This window comes from Gracilibacillus sp. JCM 18966, from assembly GCF_055392695.1.
This window is the reverse complement of sequence record NZ_AP043883.1, coordinates 3,423,888-3,442,912: the sequence shown is the minus strand read 5'-3', so window position 1 is coordinate 3,442,912 and position 19,025 is coordinate 3,423,888. Positions and strand designations below refer to the sequence as shown.

The following is a 19,025-nucleotide window of genomic DNA, read 5'->3' as shown; positions in this document are numbered from 1 at the left end:
AATGTTAAAACTTAATCTGCAGTATTTTGCTGGAGAAAAAACCGAAAAAGCAACTCCAAAAAAGCGTCAAGATGCTAGAAAGAAAGGACAAGTGGCAAAAAGCCAAGATGTGAATACTGCTATTCTATTATTTTTAGTTTTTATTGTACTATTTGTAACTGGTAATAGTTTTAAAACAATGATGACAGATATGTATAGCAAGTCATTCACGGAATATATCCATTTAGAAGTTACGGAAGATCAAGTTTTTGAAATCTTTTTAGATTTCGGATGGCAGATTGCCTTAACCATTGCACCAATTCTACTTATTGCTATTGTGGCAGGATTAGCTTCTAATTTCTTACAAGTTGGCTTTTTGTTTACAACAGAACCGTTGAAAATGAAGCTAAGTAAGATTGATCCAATTCAAGGTGCAAAAAGAATTTTTTCCGTACGTGCTCTAGTGGAATTAGTGAAGTCTTTATTAAAGATTTTAGTTGTTGGGGCTATTACCTTTGCGATCATCTGGATAAACAAGGATGAAATGCTAATGCTTGTTGATAAGGATGTACATGGTGCGTTAGCCTTTTTTGGAAGTATGACTATTCAAATGGGGATTGCTGCCGCTATAGGTCTATTAATCGTATCGGTTTTTGATTATGCCTATCAACGTTTCGATTTTGAGAAACAAAATAAAATGTCAAAAGATGATGTGAAGGATGAGTACAAAAATATAGAAGGGGATCCTTTAATTAAGTCAAAAATAAAGGAAAAACAAAGGCAGATGGCTATGCAACGGATGATGAGTCAAGTTCCTGAAGCAGATGTCATTATTACAAACCCAACTCATTATGCGATTGCATTAAAATATGACGAATCGAAGGCAGACGCTCCGTATGTTGTTGCTAAAGGTGTTGATTTTGTTGCAATGAAAATTAAAGAGATTGCTAGTAATCACCGGATTGTCATGGTAGAAAATCGTCCTCTAGCAAGAGCATTATATAGTCAAACTGAAATAGGCGAGGTAATAGATGAAGCGTATTTTCAGGCAGTGGCTGAAATACTTGCCTATGTATATCGAGTTCAGAAGAAAATTTAACCATGTTTATGTTTTGTAAGCTTAAAGACCTGCGGTAATATGTCAAGATACAAAATAAAAAAGATTTAGATATCAAGGTGCAATTTTGTTAAAAAAGGCAATAGGAAACTAGACCATTAATCAAATGTAAATTAATGGTAATTACACAAGGGTTGTAGAAGCTACTTTCTAAGCTTCATGTTTCACGCTCCCTTGTGGCGTGTAGATTTGATGGTTGCGTAGTAGCGCATCCACCAAACGCACTAATTTTCTAGCGGTTAAGACGAGTGCTCTTTTATGTTGGTGTTTCGGTACTTCACGGTATTTCTTCTCGTAATAAGCTTGGTATTCAGGTACATGCCTTCTCACCGAGTTGGCGGCTTCAACAAGGTAATAACGCAAATACTGATTCCCGTTACGAGATAAGGAAGTATCATCTGCCGTAAACCTGCCTGATTGGTGTTTTCGCCAGTATAGTCCTGCATATTTGGCTATTTTGGCCTCTGCTTCAAATCGTTCAATCTGACCGATTTCTGCGATGATACCAGCAGCGAATACAGGTCCAATTCCGGGTGTGGATTGCAGGGTATTGGGTAAGCCAGCCATGATTTTAGTGATCGCTTTATCGATTTGCTTGATTTGTGCCTTCATGGTGCGAATCAGCTCAATAATAGTGCCCAAGATGAGATCAATCGAGTCTTCCACTACCTTATCCAAACGATAGGAAGAACGTACTGCTTTTTGAATGGACTTGGCCACTTTTTCAGGGTCGTGAAAACCATTTTTACCTTTGGTTTGGAGGTAATCAGCTAGGTCTTCGATCGACATCTGAGCGAGTTCTTCCAGGCTATATTTTTCAAAGAATAAGTCCATCATAGCTTGTCCAAACACGGAAGATTCGACGTTTTCTTGCAACGTATTACACTTATAACTCAAGTGTTGAAGAAAATGTTGCTTTTCTTTGGTCATCTGATGTACGAGTTGGTAGCGAGAGCGTGTCAACTGTTGTAGGGCAACGTATTGACTCTCTTTGACCACCGACATCGATAAACGACCAAATCGTAAATAATCGGCAATCACAAATGCATCAATCTCGTCGGTCTTGTCCATGTCTGGATAACTCTTTTTGAAGTTGGCAATCTGTTTTGGATTCATCACAAATACTTGTGCACCAAGCTTACGGAGCTCTTCATCCTGATGAAAAAACATCGCTGGATGAAAACTGTACACGGAAGTGGATTCTAAGCCAATCTTTAATACTTCCACAGATTGTCCATCCATGGTACGAAAAATAGCTTCACGTAAAGCAGTAGCACCAGGTAAATCATTCGACACGGTGAAGGAAGATAACTTTACACCTTCACTATCTAACAAACAAACCTTGATATCAAAAGAACTAACATCTAATCCGACAAATAATCGCATGGGGAATTCCCCTCCTTTCTAAATTAGAATCATTGGAACCTATCTTGGACGCCTCGGGATATCCCTAGTGTGAACGCCGATCAACAACCTCGTGTATCAGTACTATCTCTGTATCGAAAGCCGCCTTGGAGCTACTACCATCCAAGTTCGAGGGACAGAGTGCACAGCCTGCGAGTAGGAAGGTCTGCACGTACACTGGGAAACAGTCTTTAAATGTGGTTAGCCACAGGAGATGACAGAATTGTCCCAAATGATCCTTAAGACCATTATCTAGGAACATCACAAGACGTCCAAGTGTTTTTTGAAATTTATTGCAGGTCAAATGAGGAAAATAGTGAGTCCAACAGATGGGCTTAAATATAATATACGAGGAGTTGTATGACATGAAAGCTAGAGATTTTTCCGTTTTACTAGGTGTTATTCTCATCATTATTATGTTAGTTATACCATTACCAGGGTGGTTATTAAGTATATTAATTTTAACAAATATATCTCTAGCATTAATCGTTATCCTTGTTTCAATGAATACGGTTGACACTTTACAATTTTCGGTATTCCCGTCATTGCTATTATTGTTAACATTGTTCCGACTAGGATTAAATGTTTCCACAACGAGGTCCATTTTATCTGAAGCGGATGCAGGAAATGTTGTGGATACATTTGGAACATTTGTTATTGGTGATAACCCATTAGTAGGATTTGTTGTTTTTATTATTCTAGTTATTATTCAATTTCTAGTTATTACTAAGGGTAGTGAGCGTGTATCTGAGGTTGCGGCACGTTTTACATTAGATGCAATGCCAGGAAAACAGATGAGTATAGATGCAGATTTAAATGCCGGTATGATTAATGAACAGCAAGCTAAAGAACGAAGAGAAAAAATTGAACAAGAGGCAGATTTTCATGGAGCAATGGACGGTGCGAGTAAATTCGTCAAAGGTGACGCTATTGCTGGTATTATTATTGTTCTAATTAATATTATTTTTGGTTTAATCATCGGTATGATGCAATTAGAATTAAGCTTTAATGAAGCGATCGATGTGTATATGCGATTAACAGTGGGAGATGGCTTGGTCAGTCAAATACCTGCATTATTGATTTCAACTGCGACTGGTATTGTAGTAACAAGAGCAGCCTCTGATGGTAATTTGAGTGCGGATGTTAGTCAACAATTGTTACGTTATCCTAACTTGCTTTATATTGCGGGGGGTACTATTTTCTTACTAGGACTGACACCAATTAATCCCTTCTTAACAACCCTTATTGCGATAGTATTAATTGGTACTGCTTATATGATATCTAAAAAAGCTAAACAAGAAGCGAATGTTACCGAATCAGAGGTAGATGAATCGGAATCTGAAGAAATGAAAGCACCTGAAAATGTTGTAGGTCTGATTAACATGGACCCAATTGAATTTGAATTTGGGTATGGTTTAATCCCATTGGCAGATTCCAATCAAGGTGGGGATTTACTAGATCGAATTGTCATGATTAGAAGGCAACTTGCTATTGAACTAGGACTGGTTATCCCTGTTGTCAGAATACGAGACAATATTCAATTAAACCCAAATGAATACCGGTTAAAAATAAAGGGAAATGAAGTGGCAAGTGGTGAATTGTTACTAGATCATTTCTTAGCAATGAGTCCAGGGATTGAGGATGATGAGCTAGATGGAATCGAAACAACTGAACCTGCCTTTGGACTTCCAGCAAAGTGGATTACAGAAGAAACAAAGGATGATGCCGAATTGTCTGGATATACAGTAGTGGACCCACCTTCTGTCGTTTCCACACATATTACGGAAATTATTAAGCGCAATGCTCACCAACTTCTTGGTCGCCAAGAGACAAAGCAATTGGTCGATCATCTAAAGGAGAGTTATCCAATATTAGTGGAGGAGGTTACACCAGAACCGCTCGCAATTGGAGATGTACAAAAGGTATTGGCTAAGTTATTGAGAGAAAATGTTTCGATTAAGAACTTACCTGTTATTTTTGAGACATTAGCGGATTTTGGAAAAATGACAAAGGATACAGATTTACTAACTGAATATGCTAGACAATCTCTTTCCGCCCAAATTACCGCTGATTTGCTACAAGGTAGAAATGAACTAAAAGTTATTACTGTAGCTGGTGAGGTAGAGAAAGTGATCGCAGAACATATCCAGCAAACAGAACATGGAAGTTATTTAGCAATGGATCCTGATACGCAACAGCAAGTTATTCAGTCTGTTTCTGAAAATGTGGAAGTTATGTCACTTCAGGAAGAAAATCCTATTATTCTATGTTCTCCTACTATAAGAATGTATATGAAGCAATTATTGGATCGATTTTTCCCACAGGTGATTGTGCTTTCCTATAACGAAATCGAGCCAACAGCGGAAATAAAAAGCATCGGAGTGGTGAATGTAGCATGAAAATAAAAAAAATCAAAGGTTCGACAATGCCGGAAGTAATGCAGATAGTTCGCCGAGAATTAGGAGAAGATGCCGTTATTCTGAATTCTAAGGTCATTCATGAGGGGGGTTTTTTAGGACTATTTAAAAAAAGAAAGTTAGAAGTACTGGCTGGAATTGATAGTCCTCGTAAAAAGCCTGTTCCATCTAAACCAGTAGTTGCAAAGCCTATGAGTTCAGTATTAGCAGAAGGCAAACAGGATCATCTATTAAAAGAAATCAAAGATATGAAGCGATTAATTCAACAAAAAAATCAAGATCACACGTTTCCTTTACCTTATCAAGAACTACTTGACCATTTAGAAAATCAAGAAGTAAATAAAGACATAGCAATGGAGCTAGTGGACACAATCCATACGAGCAACGAGCAGGAAGAGGATATGGAGAAACTGAAGAAAAAGCTAGCATTTGAAATAAAGCATCGATTAGCTAATAAAGGAAGCTTTGGAAAATCAGATTATCAAAATCAATTCGTTCATCTTGTAGGACCAACAGGTGTTGGGAAAACAACGACCATTGCCAAACTTGCAGCACACAGTGTTCTTAATGAACGTAAAAAAGTGGCGCTTATTACAACGGATACGTATCGAATCGCTGCAATCGAACAGCTGAAAACCTATTCAAAAATTTTAGATGTTCCGATAGAAGTTGCATATAATCTCGAGGACTACAACAAAGCACGAGAAAAATTTTCAGATTTTGATCTCGTTTTTGTTGATACAGCTGGTCGTAATTTCAGGGATGAAAAATATGTGGAAGAATTGGGCAATGTAATGGATTTAAATGAAGAAGTAGATACTTATCTAGTTTTATCTTTAACAACAAAAAGTAATGATCTCGAGGCAATTTATGACCAATTTCGTCATGTTCCTGTTAAACAAATTATTTTCACAAAAAAGGATGAAACAACTTCTTATGGTGCTGCTCTAAATTTATCTTTGCAACACAACATTGGAATAGCATTCCTAACAACAGGTCAAGATGTACCGGATGACATAGAAGAAGCTTCGATTGATCATATTGCAAAACTTATAGTTGGTGATTAAATGAATACAGATCAAGCATCACACCTAAGAGCTAAAATGAAAGGAATCCATCATCAAAATCTTGCTAAAACAATTGCGGTTGTAAGTGGAAAAGGAGGGGTAGGTAAGTCAAATATCGCACTTAACTTCTCCCTTTCTCTTTCAAAAAAAGGTAAAAAAGTACTATTATTTGACTTGGATATCGGGATGGGGAATATCGAAATATTACTTGGAAGATCATCTGAGCATTCTATCCTTAAAATTTTCGAGAAAAATTCGTCTATTTATGATATTATAGAATCAGGACCAAATACACTGTCCTATATACCTGGCGGGAATGCACAAGAAAGTATTTTTCAACTGGGTGAGGAGAAATTAGCCCATTTTTTAGGACAATTAGAACTAATACTTAATGACTACGACTATGTAATATTTGATTTGGGAGCAGGTGTAACACAAGAAACGATTCATTATATGAAGGCTGTGGATGACTGTCTTGTTGTAACGACACCTGAACCAACGTCGATCACAGATGCTTATTCAATGGTGAAACATATTCTATCGTATAAAAAAACACAGGTCCATCTTATTTTAAATAGGGTGATGAATAAGCAACAAGGAGATATGATAACGAATCGTATGATTACGGCAATTAAACGTTTTCTTGAGTATGATATGTTTCCTTTAGGTATGGTTCCGGATGATCCTGTCGTGATGTCGGCAGTTATCGAACAGCATCCCTTTTTACTGAAGAACCCAAAATCGAAGGCATCTGTGGCCATTGATCAAATCACTGACCAATTTTTAGGAATCGCGCCAAGAAAAAAGCGGAAAGGTAAAGATTTTCTAAAGGAATTGAAACAATATTTATCTCGACTTTAACTTAGCCAATGACAGGAAGGTAGAACTGAATGAAAAAATATACTGCGTTAGTTGTAGATGATTCAGCATTCATGAGAAAGATGATCACAGATATTATTAATCAATCTAGACTAATCGAGGTGATTTCTACAGCGAGAAACGGAGAAGATGCGCTCGAAAAAGTAGAAAAGTGGAAGCCTGATGTAGTGACAATGGATGTCGAAATGCCTATTATGGACGGGATTACGACATTAACTCATATGATGGAGAAGAGTCCAACGCCAGTTGTTATGTTATCCAGTTTGACTAAAATAGGTGCAGATAAAACAATGGAAGCAATGTCATTAGGCGCAGTTGATTTTATCGCAAAGCCATCTGGTTCGATTTCATTGAATATTAAAGAGATTCAACAAGAGATTATCAGTAAAGTCGAGCAGGCAGTAGTTTCTAACATATCCACCTTTCAAAAAAGAGAGAAAACAAAATCGGTCTCTTTGGATACAGAAAGCCGATTTCTAAAACGTAATCGTCCTATGGTCAATCCGATCATTGCGATTGGCTCTTCAACGGGAGGTCCGAGAGCATTACAGGAGATTATCACCAATTTACCAAGTGATTTTAAGGCACCAATTGTAGTTGTGCAGCATATGCCAAAAGGTTTTACCAAATCACTTGCAGATCGCTTGAATAAATTATCCAATGTAGAAGTAAAAGAAGTGGAAAACGGTGATTTAATTGAAAAGGGTAAGGTCTACATAGCAGAAGGTGGGAAACAGTTTGAGGTGATAGGGAATGGGGCGGAATTGATTGCTAAAGTGTCAAAGCGCGAACCGGTAAATGGTCACCAACCCTCAGTGGATGTCTTGTTTGGTTCGATTGCAAGGTTACCTCATTGTCATCCCCTTTCTATTATTCTAACAGGAATGGGGAAGGATGGATCTAATGGTATAGTTCAATTGAAACAGAGGCATCCGAGAACGATTACCATTTCCCAATCTAAAGAAACCTGTGTTGTTTATGGAATGCCACAAGCCGCCGAAAGAACTAGTTTAGTAGATTATGTTTTAGATATCCAAGATATAAGCACAATCTTGCAGGAAAAAGTCTAACATATGAGAGGTGAGGAAATTGGAAAATAATGAGTATTTAGAAGTCTTTATCGAAGAAAGTAAAGAACATATCCAGTCCCTAAATGATCAGCTGCTTGTTCTAGAAAAGGAACCTACTAATTTGAATACAATTGGCGAAATATTTCGCTCAGCACACACACTTAAAGGCATGGCTGCTACGATGGGCTTTCAAGACATTGCTGATTTGACACATAAAATGGAAAATGTATTGGATGCTGTAAGAAATGAAAAGATAGTGGTCAACTCTACGATGATTGACGTAATATTTCAAGCGGTTGACCAGTTAGAAGGTATGGTTTTCGATATTGCTGAGGGAGGAAATGGTTCTTCTGATGTACAACAGCTTGTCAAACAGCTTCAACAGATTGAAAACAACGAGGCACCAGATCGTGAGGTGCAAATAATTGAAGAAAGCGAACAAACTACTAGTGATAATGTCCATTTCAGTAAACTCGATGAATTTGAAATGGCTGTTCTCCAACAATCAGCAGAGAAGGACTTTAAGAATTTCGAAGTATACGTCAAATTAAATGATAATTGTTTACTAAAAGCAGCTCGAGTGTATATGATCTTTGAGGTGTTAGAACAAGTCGGTGAGGTAATTAAGTCAGAACCGGCTGTTCAAGAATTAGAAGAAGAAAATTTTGATTTAGATTTTCATGTATTACTTATTACAAAACACGATGCAAATGACATTGAACAAAGAGTAAGGAAAGTATCGGAAATCGATAAAGTAACTGTTCGAGAATTTTCATTTCAAACCCAATCAGAACCACCAAAAGCTAAAGATGAACCAAAAACATCCAAGCCACAAGAAAAAGAGTCTGAAAAAAATAACACGCAAAAAGCAGTTACGAGCAAAACAATTCGAGTGAATATCGATCGTCTAGATGGATTAATGAACCTTTTTGAGGAATTAGTCATTGATCGTGGCCAGCTAGAACAAATCGCTACAAACTTAAAGAATCCAGATCTATCCGAAACGGTGGAGAGAATGACAAGAGTAACTGGTGATTTGCAGAACATCATTTTGAATATGAGAATGGTTCCTGTAGAGCAAGTATTTAATCGATTTCCAAGAATGGTTCGACAGCTGTCGAAGGATTTAGGTAAAAGGATTAATCTTGAAATAATTGGTGCCGAAACAGAATTAGATCGTACGGTTATTGATGAAATTGGTGACCCTTTGGTTCATTTAATTCGCAATTCTTTAGACCACGGGATCGAAACTCCTGAAAAGCGTAAGGCTAAAGGCAAACAGGAAGAGGGTCATTTGACATTAAAGGCATATCACAGTGGTAACCATGTCTTTATCGAAATAGCAGATGATGGTGCGGGTATTAATCGAGAGAAGGTACTTGAGAAAGCTATTGCCAATCAGGTAATTACTTCAGAGGAAGCAGAAACATTGACTGATCAACAGGTACATCAATTAATTATGTCAAGTGGTTTTTCTACGGCTGATAAGATTTCAGACATTTCTGGACGAGGTGTTGGATTAGATGTTGTAAGGAATACTATTGAATCACTTGGTGGAACTTTAACCATTGAATCTGAAGAAGGAAAAGGGTCATTATTTTCGATTCAATTGCCACTAACTTTATCCATAATTTCTGTGTTGCTCGTTGAAGTGGAAGAAGAAAAATATGCCATACCACTTTCATCTATTATTGAAACAGCAATCATTCACAAGAACGATATTCTGAATGCCCATAATAAAGAAGTCATTGACTTTAGAGGAAAGGTAGTACCATTAGTTTCCTTGAAAAATGTGTTTGAAATACCAGCTGGAGAAACCGAAGAGGAGCATTATTCGGTTGTCATCATTCGCAAAGGGGAGAAAATGGCTGGTTTAATTGTAAATAAATTTATTGGACAGCATGAAATTGTTTTAAAATCACTAGGGGATTATCTAGGGGACGTATTTGCGATTTCTGGTGCAACCATTTTAGGCGATGGTCAGGTAGCCTTGATTGTAGATACGAATACATTAATTAGTTAGGAGGTGTCGTCATGGAAGAAAAGCAAGTGAAAAAATCGATCATCATTGAACTTGATAAGGAAGAATATGCACTTCCAGTTGAAATAATTGGTGGAATCGAGCGAATGCAACAAATAACGAGAGTTCCTAAAACTGCGAAATTTGTAAAAGGTGTCATTAATCTACGTGGAGTTGTCACACCAATTATTGATCTTCGTGAAAGATTTGGCATGGATCGTATTCCGCAAACAGATAGCACAAGGATTATCATCATTCATCAGGATAAATACAACATTGGACTTATTGTAGATGCTGCCTACGATGTCATAGATATACAATCAGAAGACATAGAGCCTGCACCAAAAGTAGTTGGCACAGTAGATGTGGATTATATAGAAGGTGTTGCGAAAATAGGCAAAAGATTAGTCATGATATTGAATTTAGAAAAGGTACTCTCAGCTGATTCCTATCAAGGGAAGATAGAAGCAGAAGAGGTCCAAAAATAATGGATCGTTTAGATCAGTTGACCCAAATACATCTTGATGTATTAAAAGAAATTGGCAACATAGGTGCAGGAAATGCAGCGACAGCCTTATCTGAGCTATTAAATAAAAAAATCGATATGTCCATCCCGTATATAAAGATTGTTGATTTTAATGAGTTAATAGATTTGGTTGGTGGGCCGGAAAGACTGATCGTTGCGGTATTTTTGCGAATTCAAGGTGATGCACCTGGGAGTATGTTTTTCATCCTTTCACCAGAGGAAGCAGATACACTCGTACAGCAATTAACAGGAGATAATCATTTCCAAACGACTTTAATGGAGGATAACCCCCTTGCCTATTCGGCATTGTCAGAGGTTGGTAATATTTTATCTGGATCGTATTTATCATCCTTGTCCGATTTTACAACACTGAACCTTCAACCAACTGTCCCAACACTTGTCATAGATATGGCTGCCGCTATATTGATGGAAGGTCTAGTAGAAATATCGCAAGAGAGTGATTACGCCATTATGATTGATACGATGATTGAAGAAGGGGAAAATGGCGGAACACAAGTAAAAGGGCATTTTTTCTTGCTTCCTGATCCAGAATCCTTTGCTAAAATCTTCCGAGCGTTAGGAGTACAAAATCAATGATAACTTCAACGATAGTAAAGGTTGGAATTGCTGATGTAAAAGTAGCGAACGCTCCTCACCTTTTAAAAACGTCAGGATTAGGGTCTTGTGTTGGAGTCGTTATTTATGATTTAAAGCTAAAAGTAGCAGGACTAGCTCATATCATGTTACCAGATTCTACTGCATCAAAAAGAGAGAATAGAAATGGAATGAAATATGCTGATACGGGAATTGATCTATTATTGGAATTACTTATAAAGCAGGGAGTAAATAAGCATTCCCTAAAAGCGAAATTAGCTGGTGGTGCTCATATGTTTGCCTTTCGTTCGGACAACCAAATGCTTCGTATAGGTGAACGGAATGTGGAAGCAGTTATTCTTAAACTTAATCAACTAAATATTCCTATTCTTGCGCAGGATGTAGGTGGGAATAAAGGTAGAACAATAGAATTTGATCCAGATACTGGTCTACTATCAATCAAAACCGTTAATAGTGAAATGAAATGTATCTAAGATAGAAGAAATTAAGGAAAGAGGTGGTTAGATGGGAAAGGTTGGTATTGAAGAAAGGTCAATATGGAACGAATGGATTCAGAATAAAAACGAAGATAATACCAATCAATTAATTGACCATTATATGTATTTAGTACAATATCATGTCCAACGAATCGCATCCAATCTGCCGAAAAGTGTTCAAAAAGAAGATTTAAGAAGCTTGGGGTTATTCGGGTTATATGATGCTATCCTTAAATTTGACCCAAATCGGGACTTGAAGTTTGATACCTATGCATCCTTTCGAATAAAAGGTGCCATTATCGATGGCCTACGCAAGGAAGATTGGTTACCGAGATCAGCTCGAGAAAAAGTGAAAAAGATTGATTTTGCTGTGGAAGCATTAGAACAACAACTTCAAAGAGAAGTAAGTGCTGAAGAAATTGCTGCACATCTAAAAATGAAAAAAGAAGAAGTTGAGGAAGTAATTAAGGATAGTTTCTTTTCCAACTTACTTTCAATGGAGGACAAAGGGGCAAATGATGAATATAAAGAAGGAATTGGTTATCATATACCAGACGAAAAAGAACTAACGCCTGAAGAAAATGTATTAAAGCAGGAAAAACTTCATCAATTAAGTCAACATATTCAAAAATTGAATGAGAACGAGCAATTGGTTCTAAGTTTATTCTATGATAAGGAATTGACCTTCACAGAGATTGGCAAAGCTTTAGGCTTAACAACCTCTAGAATTTCTCAAATTCATAAACAGGCAATTTTTAAAATCAGACAGATGTTCTCCTAGAATAAAATAATGTGTAAATGGGGCATGAATAAGATGGAACTTAAAGATGTTCTTCGCGTGAATTATTCAAAGGATAAGTTAAAGGCTTGGATTGAATTGCTCGATTCAAGTTTTTTCGATGAAGTTACAGAGGAAGATGTAGGTTTTTTAATAGAAAAAGCAAAAATCAACTTTGGTTTAGTAGAATGGCAACAATCAGATTGGAAACAGATCCTTGCTAATCATCAACCTTTAATAATTGCAAAAGGGATTCCACCCGAGAATGGCGAGGATGGCTATTTAGAATGGAAAATAACATTAAATTCATCTATTTCTGAGGAAGAAAAATTCTCTTTTCGTGATGTGACCAAAATACCAAGTGTTAATAAAGGTGACAAGATTGCGACGATAGTACCTGCAACAGAGGGGAAAGAAGGAACGGATGTGTTCGGTAATCCTATTCGTCAGAAAAAAGGGGTCGGGGTTAGAACGAAAGCAGGAAAAAATGTAGAGATAGAGGAAGAAACGAATGTATTTGTTGCAACTGCTGAAGGACAGTTATCCATCACGACAAAATTTATACATGTATTTCCACTATATGAATTAAGCGGAGATTTATCTCTAGAAACAGGGAATATCGATTTTGTCGGTTCTGTTACGATAAGAGGAAATGTTGGTACAGGCTATTCTGTGAAAGCAAAAGGAGATTTGTTCATCAGTGGTCTTGTGGAAGGGGCATTTCTACAAGCAGGGGGAAATATTGTTATCAATGAAGGAATCTCAGGTATGGATAAAGCCTACATTAAAGCTGAAGGAAATATTGAAACCAATTACATTAATCAGGCGAAGATAGAAACAGGAAATAATCTTGTTGTAAAAAAGTCGATTCTTCATAGTGATTGTGTTGCTGAAGGAGATATTATATGTCAGAATGGTAGTATTATTGGCGGTTCCAATTCAGCAGGAAGACAAATTGAAGTAAAGAATGTGGGTAATTTTGCTTTTACAAAGACAGAATTAGCCTTGGGAATTAACAAGAAAGTTAGTGAACAGGTGGAACAATTGAATGAACAGCTGTCGGCATTAAAGGATAATCAAAACAAATTGGTTTTACTCGGTAACCAATTACAGAAAAAGAAAAAACAGAGTGGGTTGAATACAAAAGAACGAATTGTCCTACTAAAACAACGTCATTCATTGGAGAAGGTTACGAAAGATATAGAACAAATACAATTAGAAATGACAGAATTGCAATGGACAATCGGTAATTTTACAGAAATGTCGATTAATGTTTACGGAAAAGCATTCGGAAATGTTGAATTAAATATCGGTAAATATAGTCGTCTCTTAAAGGATGAACATAGTCGTTTTAAATCCTATTTAAAAGACATGGAGATCGTGATGGAACCACTTTAAATATGGGAGCAAGGGATTGATTCCGAGTGAGTTGGAAATCAGTAGAGATGCAAGTAGCGTTACCGCGAACACAGGATGCAGGGAAAATCCAAGAGCACTTACAGCAGCAAGGAAGACTAGGCCAGGAACAATTGGCCCAATCTCAAGTATTAGAAGAGATCAGAAAAAGACAGCGAGTTATCAAGCAACAAGAATCAGAGAAATTGAGATTGAAAAATAACCAAAAAGAAAAGGGTCATCATGATAATGAACGTTCTCCTTCCACAGAAGAGGAAAAGGAAGCGAACCAGCAACATCCTTATTTAGGAAAGCGGATTGATATTAAGAGATAAGAAGGGTATTTATGATATATTTATTGCTATTATTAAGTTTTCTTATTCATATTATTACATTTATTGTTATTCGTCATTTAAAAATGAAACAACAAAACATAGAAGATATTGAAGCAAATGTCTTGGAGCAAGTGGAAAAAATGGAGGATTCTTTGGCATTATATTTAGTAGAAATGAAAGAAGAGAATCAGAAATTCTTGGAGCAAATAGATTCAATGGACAATCCATCAGTGGAGATAACAGAAGCTGTTCAACAAAATCAACTAAAAAAGAAGACAACGAATGAAGTACCTCAACCGAATAAACCAGAAGAAGGAACTGTGAGAATTCCCAAAGATAATGAATACGAAGACTATCAACCGATTACAGATGGGATACAAAAAGACACAGTAGAACAATCCTTGACTGCACAAATTCTCCACCTTTCTCAAAAAGGCATGACTTCTGATGAAATTGCTAAGAAATTGGATAAAGGAAAGACAGAAATAGAACTATTATTAAAATTTCAACAAAAAAACAGATAAAATAGCTTGATTGCATAAAATCAATATGTTATATTTGTTCATGGTGTTAAATACACACGTTTGTGGAAGGTAAAAGTGGTGCTATTGATTTAGTCCTTTTATCTAATGATACAAATGGAGGATAAAAAACCAATTTACAGGAGGAAAGAAAATGGCAGTAATCTCAATGAAACAGCTATTAGAGGCTGGTGTGCATTTTGGTCACCAAACTCGTCGTTGGAATCCGAAGATGAAAAAATACATCTTCACAGAACGTAACGGTATTTACATTATTGACCTACAAAAAACCGTAAAGAAAGTAGAAGAAGCGTACAATTTCGTTAAAGAAATCGCAGAAAATGATGGTACTGTTTTATTTGTAGGTACCAAGAAGCAAGCACAAGAATCAGTGAAGGAAGAAGCAATCCGTTCAGGAATGTTTTATGTAAACCAACGCTGGTTAGGTGGGACATTAACAAACTTTGAAACTATTCGTAAACGTATTAATCGTTTAAAAGATATCGAAAAAATGGAAGAAGATGGAACATTCGAAGTACTTCCTAAAAAAGAAGTAGTAGGTCTATTAAAAGAAAAAGAAAGACTTGTTAAATTCTTAGGTGGTATTAAAGAAATGAACAAAATTCCCGATGCTCTTTTCATTATTGATCCAAGAAAAGAACGCATTGCAGTTGCGGAAGCACATAAACTTAATATTCCAATTGTAGGGATCGTAGATACTAACTGTGATCCAGACGAAATCGATTATGTTATCCCAGCTAATGATGATGCTATCCGTGCAGTTAAATTACTTACTGGAAAAATGGCTGACGCTATTTTAGAAGTAAAACAAGGTGAAGTAACGGAAGAAGTTGCTGAAGAGCAAGCGGAAGAACAAGAAGAAGCAAATGCAGAAGAAGTAGAAACTGCAGAAGAGTAAAAGAGTAAAGAAGGTTTTGGGTGATAAGAGGGGGACCTTTTATCACCTTTTTTACACGTTAGGTAAGTATAAAATTTTACACAGCAGAAGTTTCTACGCAGCTACATTTTAAGGTGCCAAGTATAAACAAAAACTAGGCATTCGCAAAAGAAGAGCGAATGCGAGTTTTTCTAAAGCAATAGACAATAAGTATACATTACTTAAAGGAGGAAGATTTATGGCAATTACTGCAAAGTTAGTAAAAGAATTAAGAGAAAAAACTGGTGCAGGTATGATGGATTGTAAAAAAGCACTTCAAGAAACAGATGGTGATATCGATAAAGCGATTGACTACCTACGTGAAAAAGGTATATCAAAAGCAGCGAAAAAAGCAGACCGTATTGCAGCAGAAGGTTCAGCATATGTTGAAGTTGAGGGTAACGATGCAGTGCTTCTTGAAGTTAACTGTGAGACAGACTTTGTCACTAAAAATGATCAATTTAAATCACTTCTACAAGCATTAGCTAAGCACATCTTATCTGAAAAGCCAGGTAGTGTAGAAGAAGCATTAGCACAACCTTTAAATGGTGAAGGTGAAAAAGTGGAAGAATTTATTAATTCTAACATTGCTAAGATTGGTGAAAAAATCTCTTTACGTCGTTTTGCCCTTTTCACTAAAACAGATCAAGATGTATTTGGTGAGTACATTCACATGGGGGGGAATATCGGTGTTGTAACTGTATTGGAAGGTACAACAGACGAGCAGCTTGCTAAAGATATTGCAATGCATGTCGCTGCCGTAAACCCTCGCTACTTATCTCGTGATGCGGTAGCTCAAGAAGATGTTGAAAAAGAAAGAGAAGTATTAAAAACACAAGCTTTAAACGAAGGAAAGCCTGAACATATTGTAGAAAAAATGGTAGAAGGTCGTTTAGGAAAATTCTTTGAAGAAATTTGTTTATTAGAGCAAAGCTTTGTCAAAGACCCTGATCAAAAAGTAAAACAAATTGTGAAAAATAAAAATGCTTCAGTAAAATCTTTTGTTCGTTATGAAGTTGGCGAAGGTATTGAAAAGCGTGTAGATAACTTTGCTGAAGAAGTTATGAGCCAAGTTAATAAAAAATAATTTAACCAAATTGGAGGGGCACCAGGTGTCCCTTTTCTTTGCACTGTAAAAAAGTAATATCGATGAATAAGAAACGTTTTGCGATCAAATCGTATTTTTATTATAATATTTACATATACGGAGGTTATTATGGCTACTGCTAACTACAGAAGAGTTGTGTTAAAATTAAGTGGTGAAGCTTTAAGTGGTGAACAAGGTTTTGGAATCGAACCATCTATCATTCAATCTGTTGCGAAACAGGTCAAGGATGTCGTGGAATTAGGTGTTGAAGTTGCTGTGGTGGTTGGTGGTGGAAACATTTGGCGAGGTAAGATCGGAAGTGAGATGGGAATGGACAGAGCAAATGCAGATTATATGGGCATGCTGGCTACTGTCATGAATTCTCTAGCACTGCAGGATAGTCTAGAAAACCTCGGTATACCAACGAGGGTCCAAACCTCTATTGAGATGCGTCAAGTAGCAGAACCATATATAAGACGTAAAGCAATCAGACACTTAGAGAAAAAACGGGTAGTTATCTTTGCAGCAGGTACAGGTAACCCATACTTCTCGACAGATACAACAGCAGCACTCAGAGCGGCAGAGATTGAAGCAGATGTTATTTTGATGGCGAAAAATAACGTCGATGGGGTTTATACAGCTGATCCGAAGGTGGATAAGGATGCTAAGAAATATGATCAATTATCTTATTTAGAAATTTTAAATGAAGGATTAGGTGTAATGGATTCTACAGCCTCTTCTCTCTGTATGGATAACAATATTCCATTACTAGTATTTTCAATATCAGAAGAAGGAAATATTAAAAAAGCAGTAGTTGGTGAAAATATCGGTACCATTATAAGGGGGAAAGAATAATGTCAGATGTATTGTTAAAAGAAACGAAGGAAAAAATGGAACAAGCAGTAAAGGCTTATTCTAAAAATTTAGCAACGGTAAGAGCTGGTAGAGCAAATCCTGCTCTTCTCGATAGTGTTCAAGTAGAATACTATGGAGCGCTTACCCCATTAAATCAGTTATCATCCATTACAGTACCAGAGGCGCGTTTACTTCTTATCACTCCATTTGATAAATCGTCTATTGGTGATATTGAAAAGGCGATTCAAAAGGCTGATTTAGGCCTTTCACCTTCTAGTGATGGAAATGTCATTCGCTTAAGTATTCCGCCACTTACCGAAGAACGACGTAAAGAATTGGTAAAAGTTGTTGGTAAATTTGCGGAAGAGTCCAAAGTACAAATTCGTAACATTCGCCGTGATACGAATGACCAATTGAAAAAAGACGAAAAAAATGGTGAAATTACAGAAGATGAATTAAGAGGTTATCAGGACGAAGTACAAAGTGCTACTGATGAGCACATTAGCCAAATTGATGGATTAACAAAAGAAAAAGAACAAGAAATTATGGAAGTATAAGCTAAAAAAAGGTAGAATGAAAATGTGAGAATAAACCCTCTTGTGAAGAAGAGGGTTTTTCCACTTTATCGCTTCTTCCCATTAGAGTATGAAAAAAGTAATGGTAAGAATAATAATACGTTAACGTACATAGTAGATAAGGGGAGCAAGCTATAGTTTCGTTAAGTAGTCTCTATATGAAATGAAGAAGTATTTCAATGTGTTGAACAATGGAGGATCAAAAATGGCTTTGTTTAAACTTCCTTTCTTAAAAAAAGAAAAAAATTTAGTAAGGCCTGAGCTACAAGTAGAGAGAATACCTGAACATATCGCCATCATTATGGACGGAAATGGGCGATGGGCTCAAAATAAAGGATTACCTCGTGTCGCGGGACATAGACAGGGGATGGATAATGTTAAAAGGATCGTGAAAATTGCCAATTCTTATAATGTGAAGATTCTCACCCTTTACGCATTCTCGACTGAAAATTGGAAAAGACCGTCTAATGAGATAGAATATCTAATGAAACTACCAATAGATTTTCTTCAGCATTATTTACCGGAATTAATGGAAGAGAATGTAAAAATAGAAACGATTGGTGATTTAGAGCACCTTCCTAATAAAACAAGTGCAGCCATTATGAGTGCAATTGATAAGACTTCTGCGAATACTGGATTGATCCTAAATATAGCTATAAATTATGGTAGCCGTTATGAAATGATCCAATCTGTAAAAGCTATTTGTAAGGAGGTTCTAGAAGGGAATTATTCCATAGAAGAAATTGATGAGCAAATGTTTAGCCGTCATTTATATACTTCTGATATTTCTGATCCAGATCTTTTAATCAGGACTAGTGGTGAAATTCGATTAAGTAATTTCTTGCTTTGGCAATCAGCATACTCAGAATTATGGTTTACGGATACATTATGGCCAGACTTTAATGAAGAAGATTTTGAAAAAGCTATTAACGAATTTCAAAAGCGAAAACGTCGTTACGGCGGAATTTAAGG

Annotated in this window: 19 protein-coding genes; 18 read left to right on the top strand and 1 reads right to left on the bottom strand. The window is 36.5% G+C overall.

Annotated elements, in window-relative coordinates; all coding sequences use genetic code 11:
- Position 1 precedes the first annotated feature (1 nt).
- Positions 2-1,078 (top strand): flagellar biosynthesis protein FlhB, encoded by a 1,077-nt coding sequence (flhB, locus tag ACZ5N5_RS16705; protein WP_464372801.1) that lies wholly within the window; start codon positions 2-4, stop codon positions 1,076-1,078.
- Positions 1,079-1,246: 168 nt separating this feature from the next.
- Here the strand turns inward: flhB and ACZ5N5_RS16700 are convergent, their stop codons facing one another.
- A complete protein-coding gene (locus tag ACZ5N5_RS16700) occupies positions 1,247-2,482 on the bottom strand; it encodes an IS110 family RNA-guided transposase (protein WP_464372800.1) in 1,236 nt (411 codons plus the stop codon).
- Positions 2,483-2,865: 383 nt separating this feature from the next.
- Here ACZ5N5_RS16700 and flhA point away from each other — a divergent pair, with 383 nt between their 5' ends.
- From flhA to ACZ5N5_RS16615, 17 genes are all read left to right on the top strand, one after another.
- A complete protein-coding gene (flhA, locus tag ACZ5N5_RS16695) occupies positions 2,866-4,899 on the top strand; it encodes a flagellar biosynthesis protein FlhA (protein WP_054789006.1) in 2,034 nt (677 codons plus the stop codon).
- On the top strand, positions 4,896-5,984 hold the full coding sequence (gene flhF / locus ACZ5N5_RS16690; protein WP_054859488.1) for a flagellar biosynthesis protein FlhF: 1,089 nt from the start codon (positions 4,896-4,898) through the stop codon (positions 5,982-5,984). The genes flhA and flhF overlap by 4 nt, the downstream gene beginning before the upstream one ends.
- Positions 5,985-6,845, top strand: a complete 861-nt coding sequence (locus ACZ5N5_RS16685; protein ID WP_464372799.1) for a MinD/ParA family protein — start codon at positions 5,985-5,987, stop codon at positions 6,843-6,845.
- Positions 6,846-6,874: 29 nt separating this feature from the next.
- Positions 6,875-7,933, top strand: coding sequence for a protein-glutamate methylesterase/protein-glutamine glutaminase (locus tag ACZ5N5_RS16680; protein ID WP_464372798.1), 1,059 nt, complete (start codon positions 6,875-6,877; stop codon positions 7,931-7,933).
- Positions 7,934-7,952: 19 nt separating this feature from the next.
- The gene (locus ACZ5N5_RS16675) at positions 7,953-9,956 is read left to right on the top strand and encodes a chemotaxis protein CheA (protein ID WP_109984425.1); all 2,004 of its coding nucleotides are present in this window, start codon (positions 7,953-7,955) and stop codon (positions 9,954-9,956) included.
- 11 nt (positions 9,957-9,967) lie between these two features.
- The gene (locus tag ACZ5N5_RS16670; protein ID WP_054789005.1) at positions 9,968-10,441 is read left to right on the top strand and encodes a chemotaxis protein CheW; all 474 of its coding nucleotides are present in this window, start codon (positions 9,968-9,970) and stop codon (positions 10,439-10,441) included.
- Positions 10,441-11,076 (top strand): chemotaxis protein CheC, encoded by a 636-nt coding sequence (locus ACZ5N5_RS16665; RefSeq protein WP_109984424.1) that lies wholly within the window; start codon positions 10,441-10,443, stop codon positions 11,074-11,076. Before ACZ5N5_RS16670 ends, ACZ5N5_RS16665 begins: the two co-directional genes overlap by 1 nt.
- Positions 11,073-11,567: a chemotaxis protein CheD gene (locus tag ACZ5N5_RS16660; RefSeq protein WP_054789004.1), complete on the top strand. Its 495-nt coding sequence runs from the start codon at positions 11,073-11,075 to the stop codon at positions 11,565-11,567. The genes ACZ5N5_RS16665 and ACZ5N5_RS16660 overlap by 4 nt, the downstream gene beginning before the upstream one ends.
- A gap of 31 nt (positions 11,568-11,598) precedes the next feature.
- Positions 11,599-12,351, top strand: a complete 753-nt coding sequence (locus tag ACZ5N5_RS16655; protein WP_109984423.1) for a FliA/WhiG family RNA polymerase sigma factor — start codon at positions 11,599-11,601, stop codon at positions 12,349-12,351.
- Positions 12,352-12,375: 24 nt separating this feature from the next.
- Positions 12,376-13,746, top strand: coding sequence for a DUF342 domain-containing protein (locus ACZ5N5_RS16650; protein ID WP_464372797.1), 1,371 nt, complete (start codon positions 12,376-12,378; stop codon positions 13,744-13,746).
- Positions 13,747-13,772: 26 nt separating this feature from the next.
- Positions 13,773-14,078: a hypothetical protein gene (locus ACZ5N5_RS16645; RefSeq protein ID WP_054789001.1), complete on the top strand. Its 306-nt coding sequence runs from the start codon at positions 13,773-13,775 to the stop codon at positions 14,076-14,078.
- Between the two features lie 11 nt (positions 14,079-14,089).
- A complete protein-coding gene (locus ACZ5N5_RS16640; protein ID WP_054859481.1) occupies positions 14,090-14,602 on the top strand; it encodes a DUF6115 domain-containing protein in 513 nt (170 codons plus the stop codon).
- 151 nt (positions 14,603-14,753) lie between these two features.
- On the top strand, positions 14,754-15,518 hold the full coding sequence (gene rpsB / locus ACZ5N5_RS16635; RefSeq protein WP_464372796.1) for a 30S ribosomal protein S2: 765 nt from the start codon (positions 14,754-14,756) through the stop codon (positions 15,516-15,518).
- A gap of 217 nt (positions 15,519-15,735) precedes the next feature.
- Positions 15,736-16,623, top strand: a complete 888-nt coding sequence (gene tsf / locus ACZ5N5_RS16630) for a translation elongation factor Ts (protein ID WP_054859479.1) — start codon at positions 15,736-15,738, stop codon at positions 16,621-16,623.
- A 129-nt stretch (positions 16,624-16,752) separates the two neighbouring features.
- Positions 16,753-17,478, top strand: coding sequence for a UMP kinase (gene pyrH, locus ACZ5N5_RS16625; RefSeq protein ID WP_109984419.1), 726 nt, complete (start codon positions 16,753-16,755; stop codon positions 17,476-17,478).
- Positions 17,478-18,035 carry a ribosome recycling factor gene (gene frr / locus ACZ5N5_RS16620; protein ID WP_109984418.1) on the top strand — a complete coding sequence of 186 codons (558 nt, stop codon included), beginning with the start codon at positions 17,478-17,480 and terminating at the stop codon, positions 18,033-18,035. Before pyrH ends, frr begins: the two co-directional genes overlap by 1 nt.
- 223 nt (positions 18,036-18,258) lie before the next feature.
- Positions 18,259-19,023 (top strand): isoprenyl transferase, encoded by a 765-nt coding sequence (locus ACZ5N5_RS16615; RefSeq protein WP_109984417.1) that lies wholly within the window; start codon positions 18,259-18,261, stop codon positions 19,021-19,023.
- Positions 19,024-19,025 lie beyond the last annotated feature (2 nt).

Bases quoted from the DNA above. Each gene is read 5' to 3' on its own strand.
- ACZ5N5_RS16655 (WP_109984423.1), top strand. From the start codon at position 11,599: ATGGGAAAGGTTGGTATTGAAGAAAGGTCAATATGGAACGAATGGATT.
- tsf (WP_054859479.1), top strand. From the start codon at position 15,736: ATGGCAATTACTGCAAAGTTAGTAAAAGAATTAAGAGAAAAAACTGGT.
- ACZ5N5_RS16700 (WP_464372800.1), bottom strand. From the start codon at position 2,482: ATGCGATTATTTGTCGGATTAGATGTTAGTTCTTTTGATATCAAGGTT.
- pyrH (WP_109984419.1), top strand. From the start codon at position 16,753: ATGGCTACTGCTAACTACAGAAGAGTTGTGTTAAAATTAAGTGGTGAA.
- ACZ5N5_RS16615 (WP_109984417.1), top strand. From the start codon at position 18,259: ATGGCTTTGTTTAAACTTCCTTTCTTAAAAAAAGAAAAAAATTTAGTA.
- ACZ5N5_RS16680 (WP_464372798.1), top strand. From the start codon at position 6,875: ATGAAAAAATATACTGCGTTAGTTGTAGATGATTCAGCATTCATGAGA.
- frr (WP_109984418.1), top strand. From the start codon at position 17,478: ATGTCAGATGTATTGTTAAAAGAAACGAAGGAAAAAATGGAACAAGCA.
- ACZ5N5_RS16640 (WP_054859481.1), top strand. From the start codon at position 14,090: ATGATATATTTATTGCTATTATTAAGTTTTCTTATTCATATTATTACA.
- ACZ5N5_RS16670 (WP_054789005.1), top strand. From the start codon at position 9,968: ATGGAAGAAAAGCAAGTGAAAAAATCGATCATCATTGAACTTGATAAG.
- flhA (WP_054789006.1), top strand. From the start codon at position 2,866: ATGAAAGCTAGAGATTTTTCCGTTTTACTAGGTGTTATTCTCATCATT.
- rpsB (WP_464372796.1), top strand. From the start codon at position 14,754: ATGGCAGTAATCTCAATGAAACAGCTATTAGAGGCTGGTGTGCATTTT.
- ACZ5N5_RS16660 (WP_054789004.1), top strand. From the start codon at position 11,073: ATGATAACTTCAACGATAGTAAAGGTTGGAATTGCTGATGTAAAAGTA.
- ACZ5N5_RS16665 (WP_109984424.1), top strand. From the start codon at position 10,441: ATGGATCGTTTAGATCAGTTGACCCAAATACATCTTGATGTATTAAAA.
- flhB (WP_464372801.1), top strand. From the start codon at position 2: ATGTTAAAACTTAATCTGCAGTATTTTGCTGGAGAAAAAACCGAAAAA.
- flhF (WP_054859488.1), top strand. From the start codon at position 4,896: ATGAAAATAAAAAAAATCAAAGGTTCGACAATGCCGGAAGTAATGCAG.
- ACZ5N5_RS16650 (WP_464372797.1), top strand. From the start codon at position 12,376: ATGAATAAGATGGAACTTAAAGATGTTCTTCGCGTGAATTATTCAAAG.
- ACZ5N5_RS16685 (WP_464372799.1), top strand. From the start codon at position 5,985: ATGAATACAGATCAAGCATCACACCTAAGAGCTAAAATGAAAGGAATC.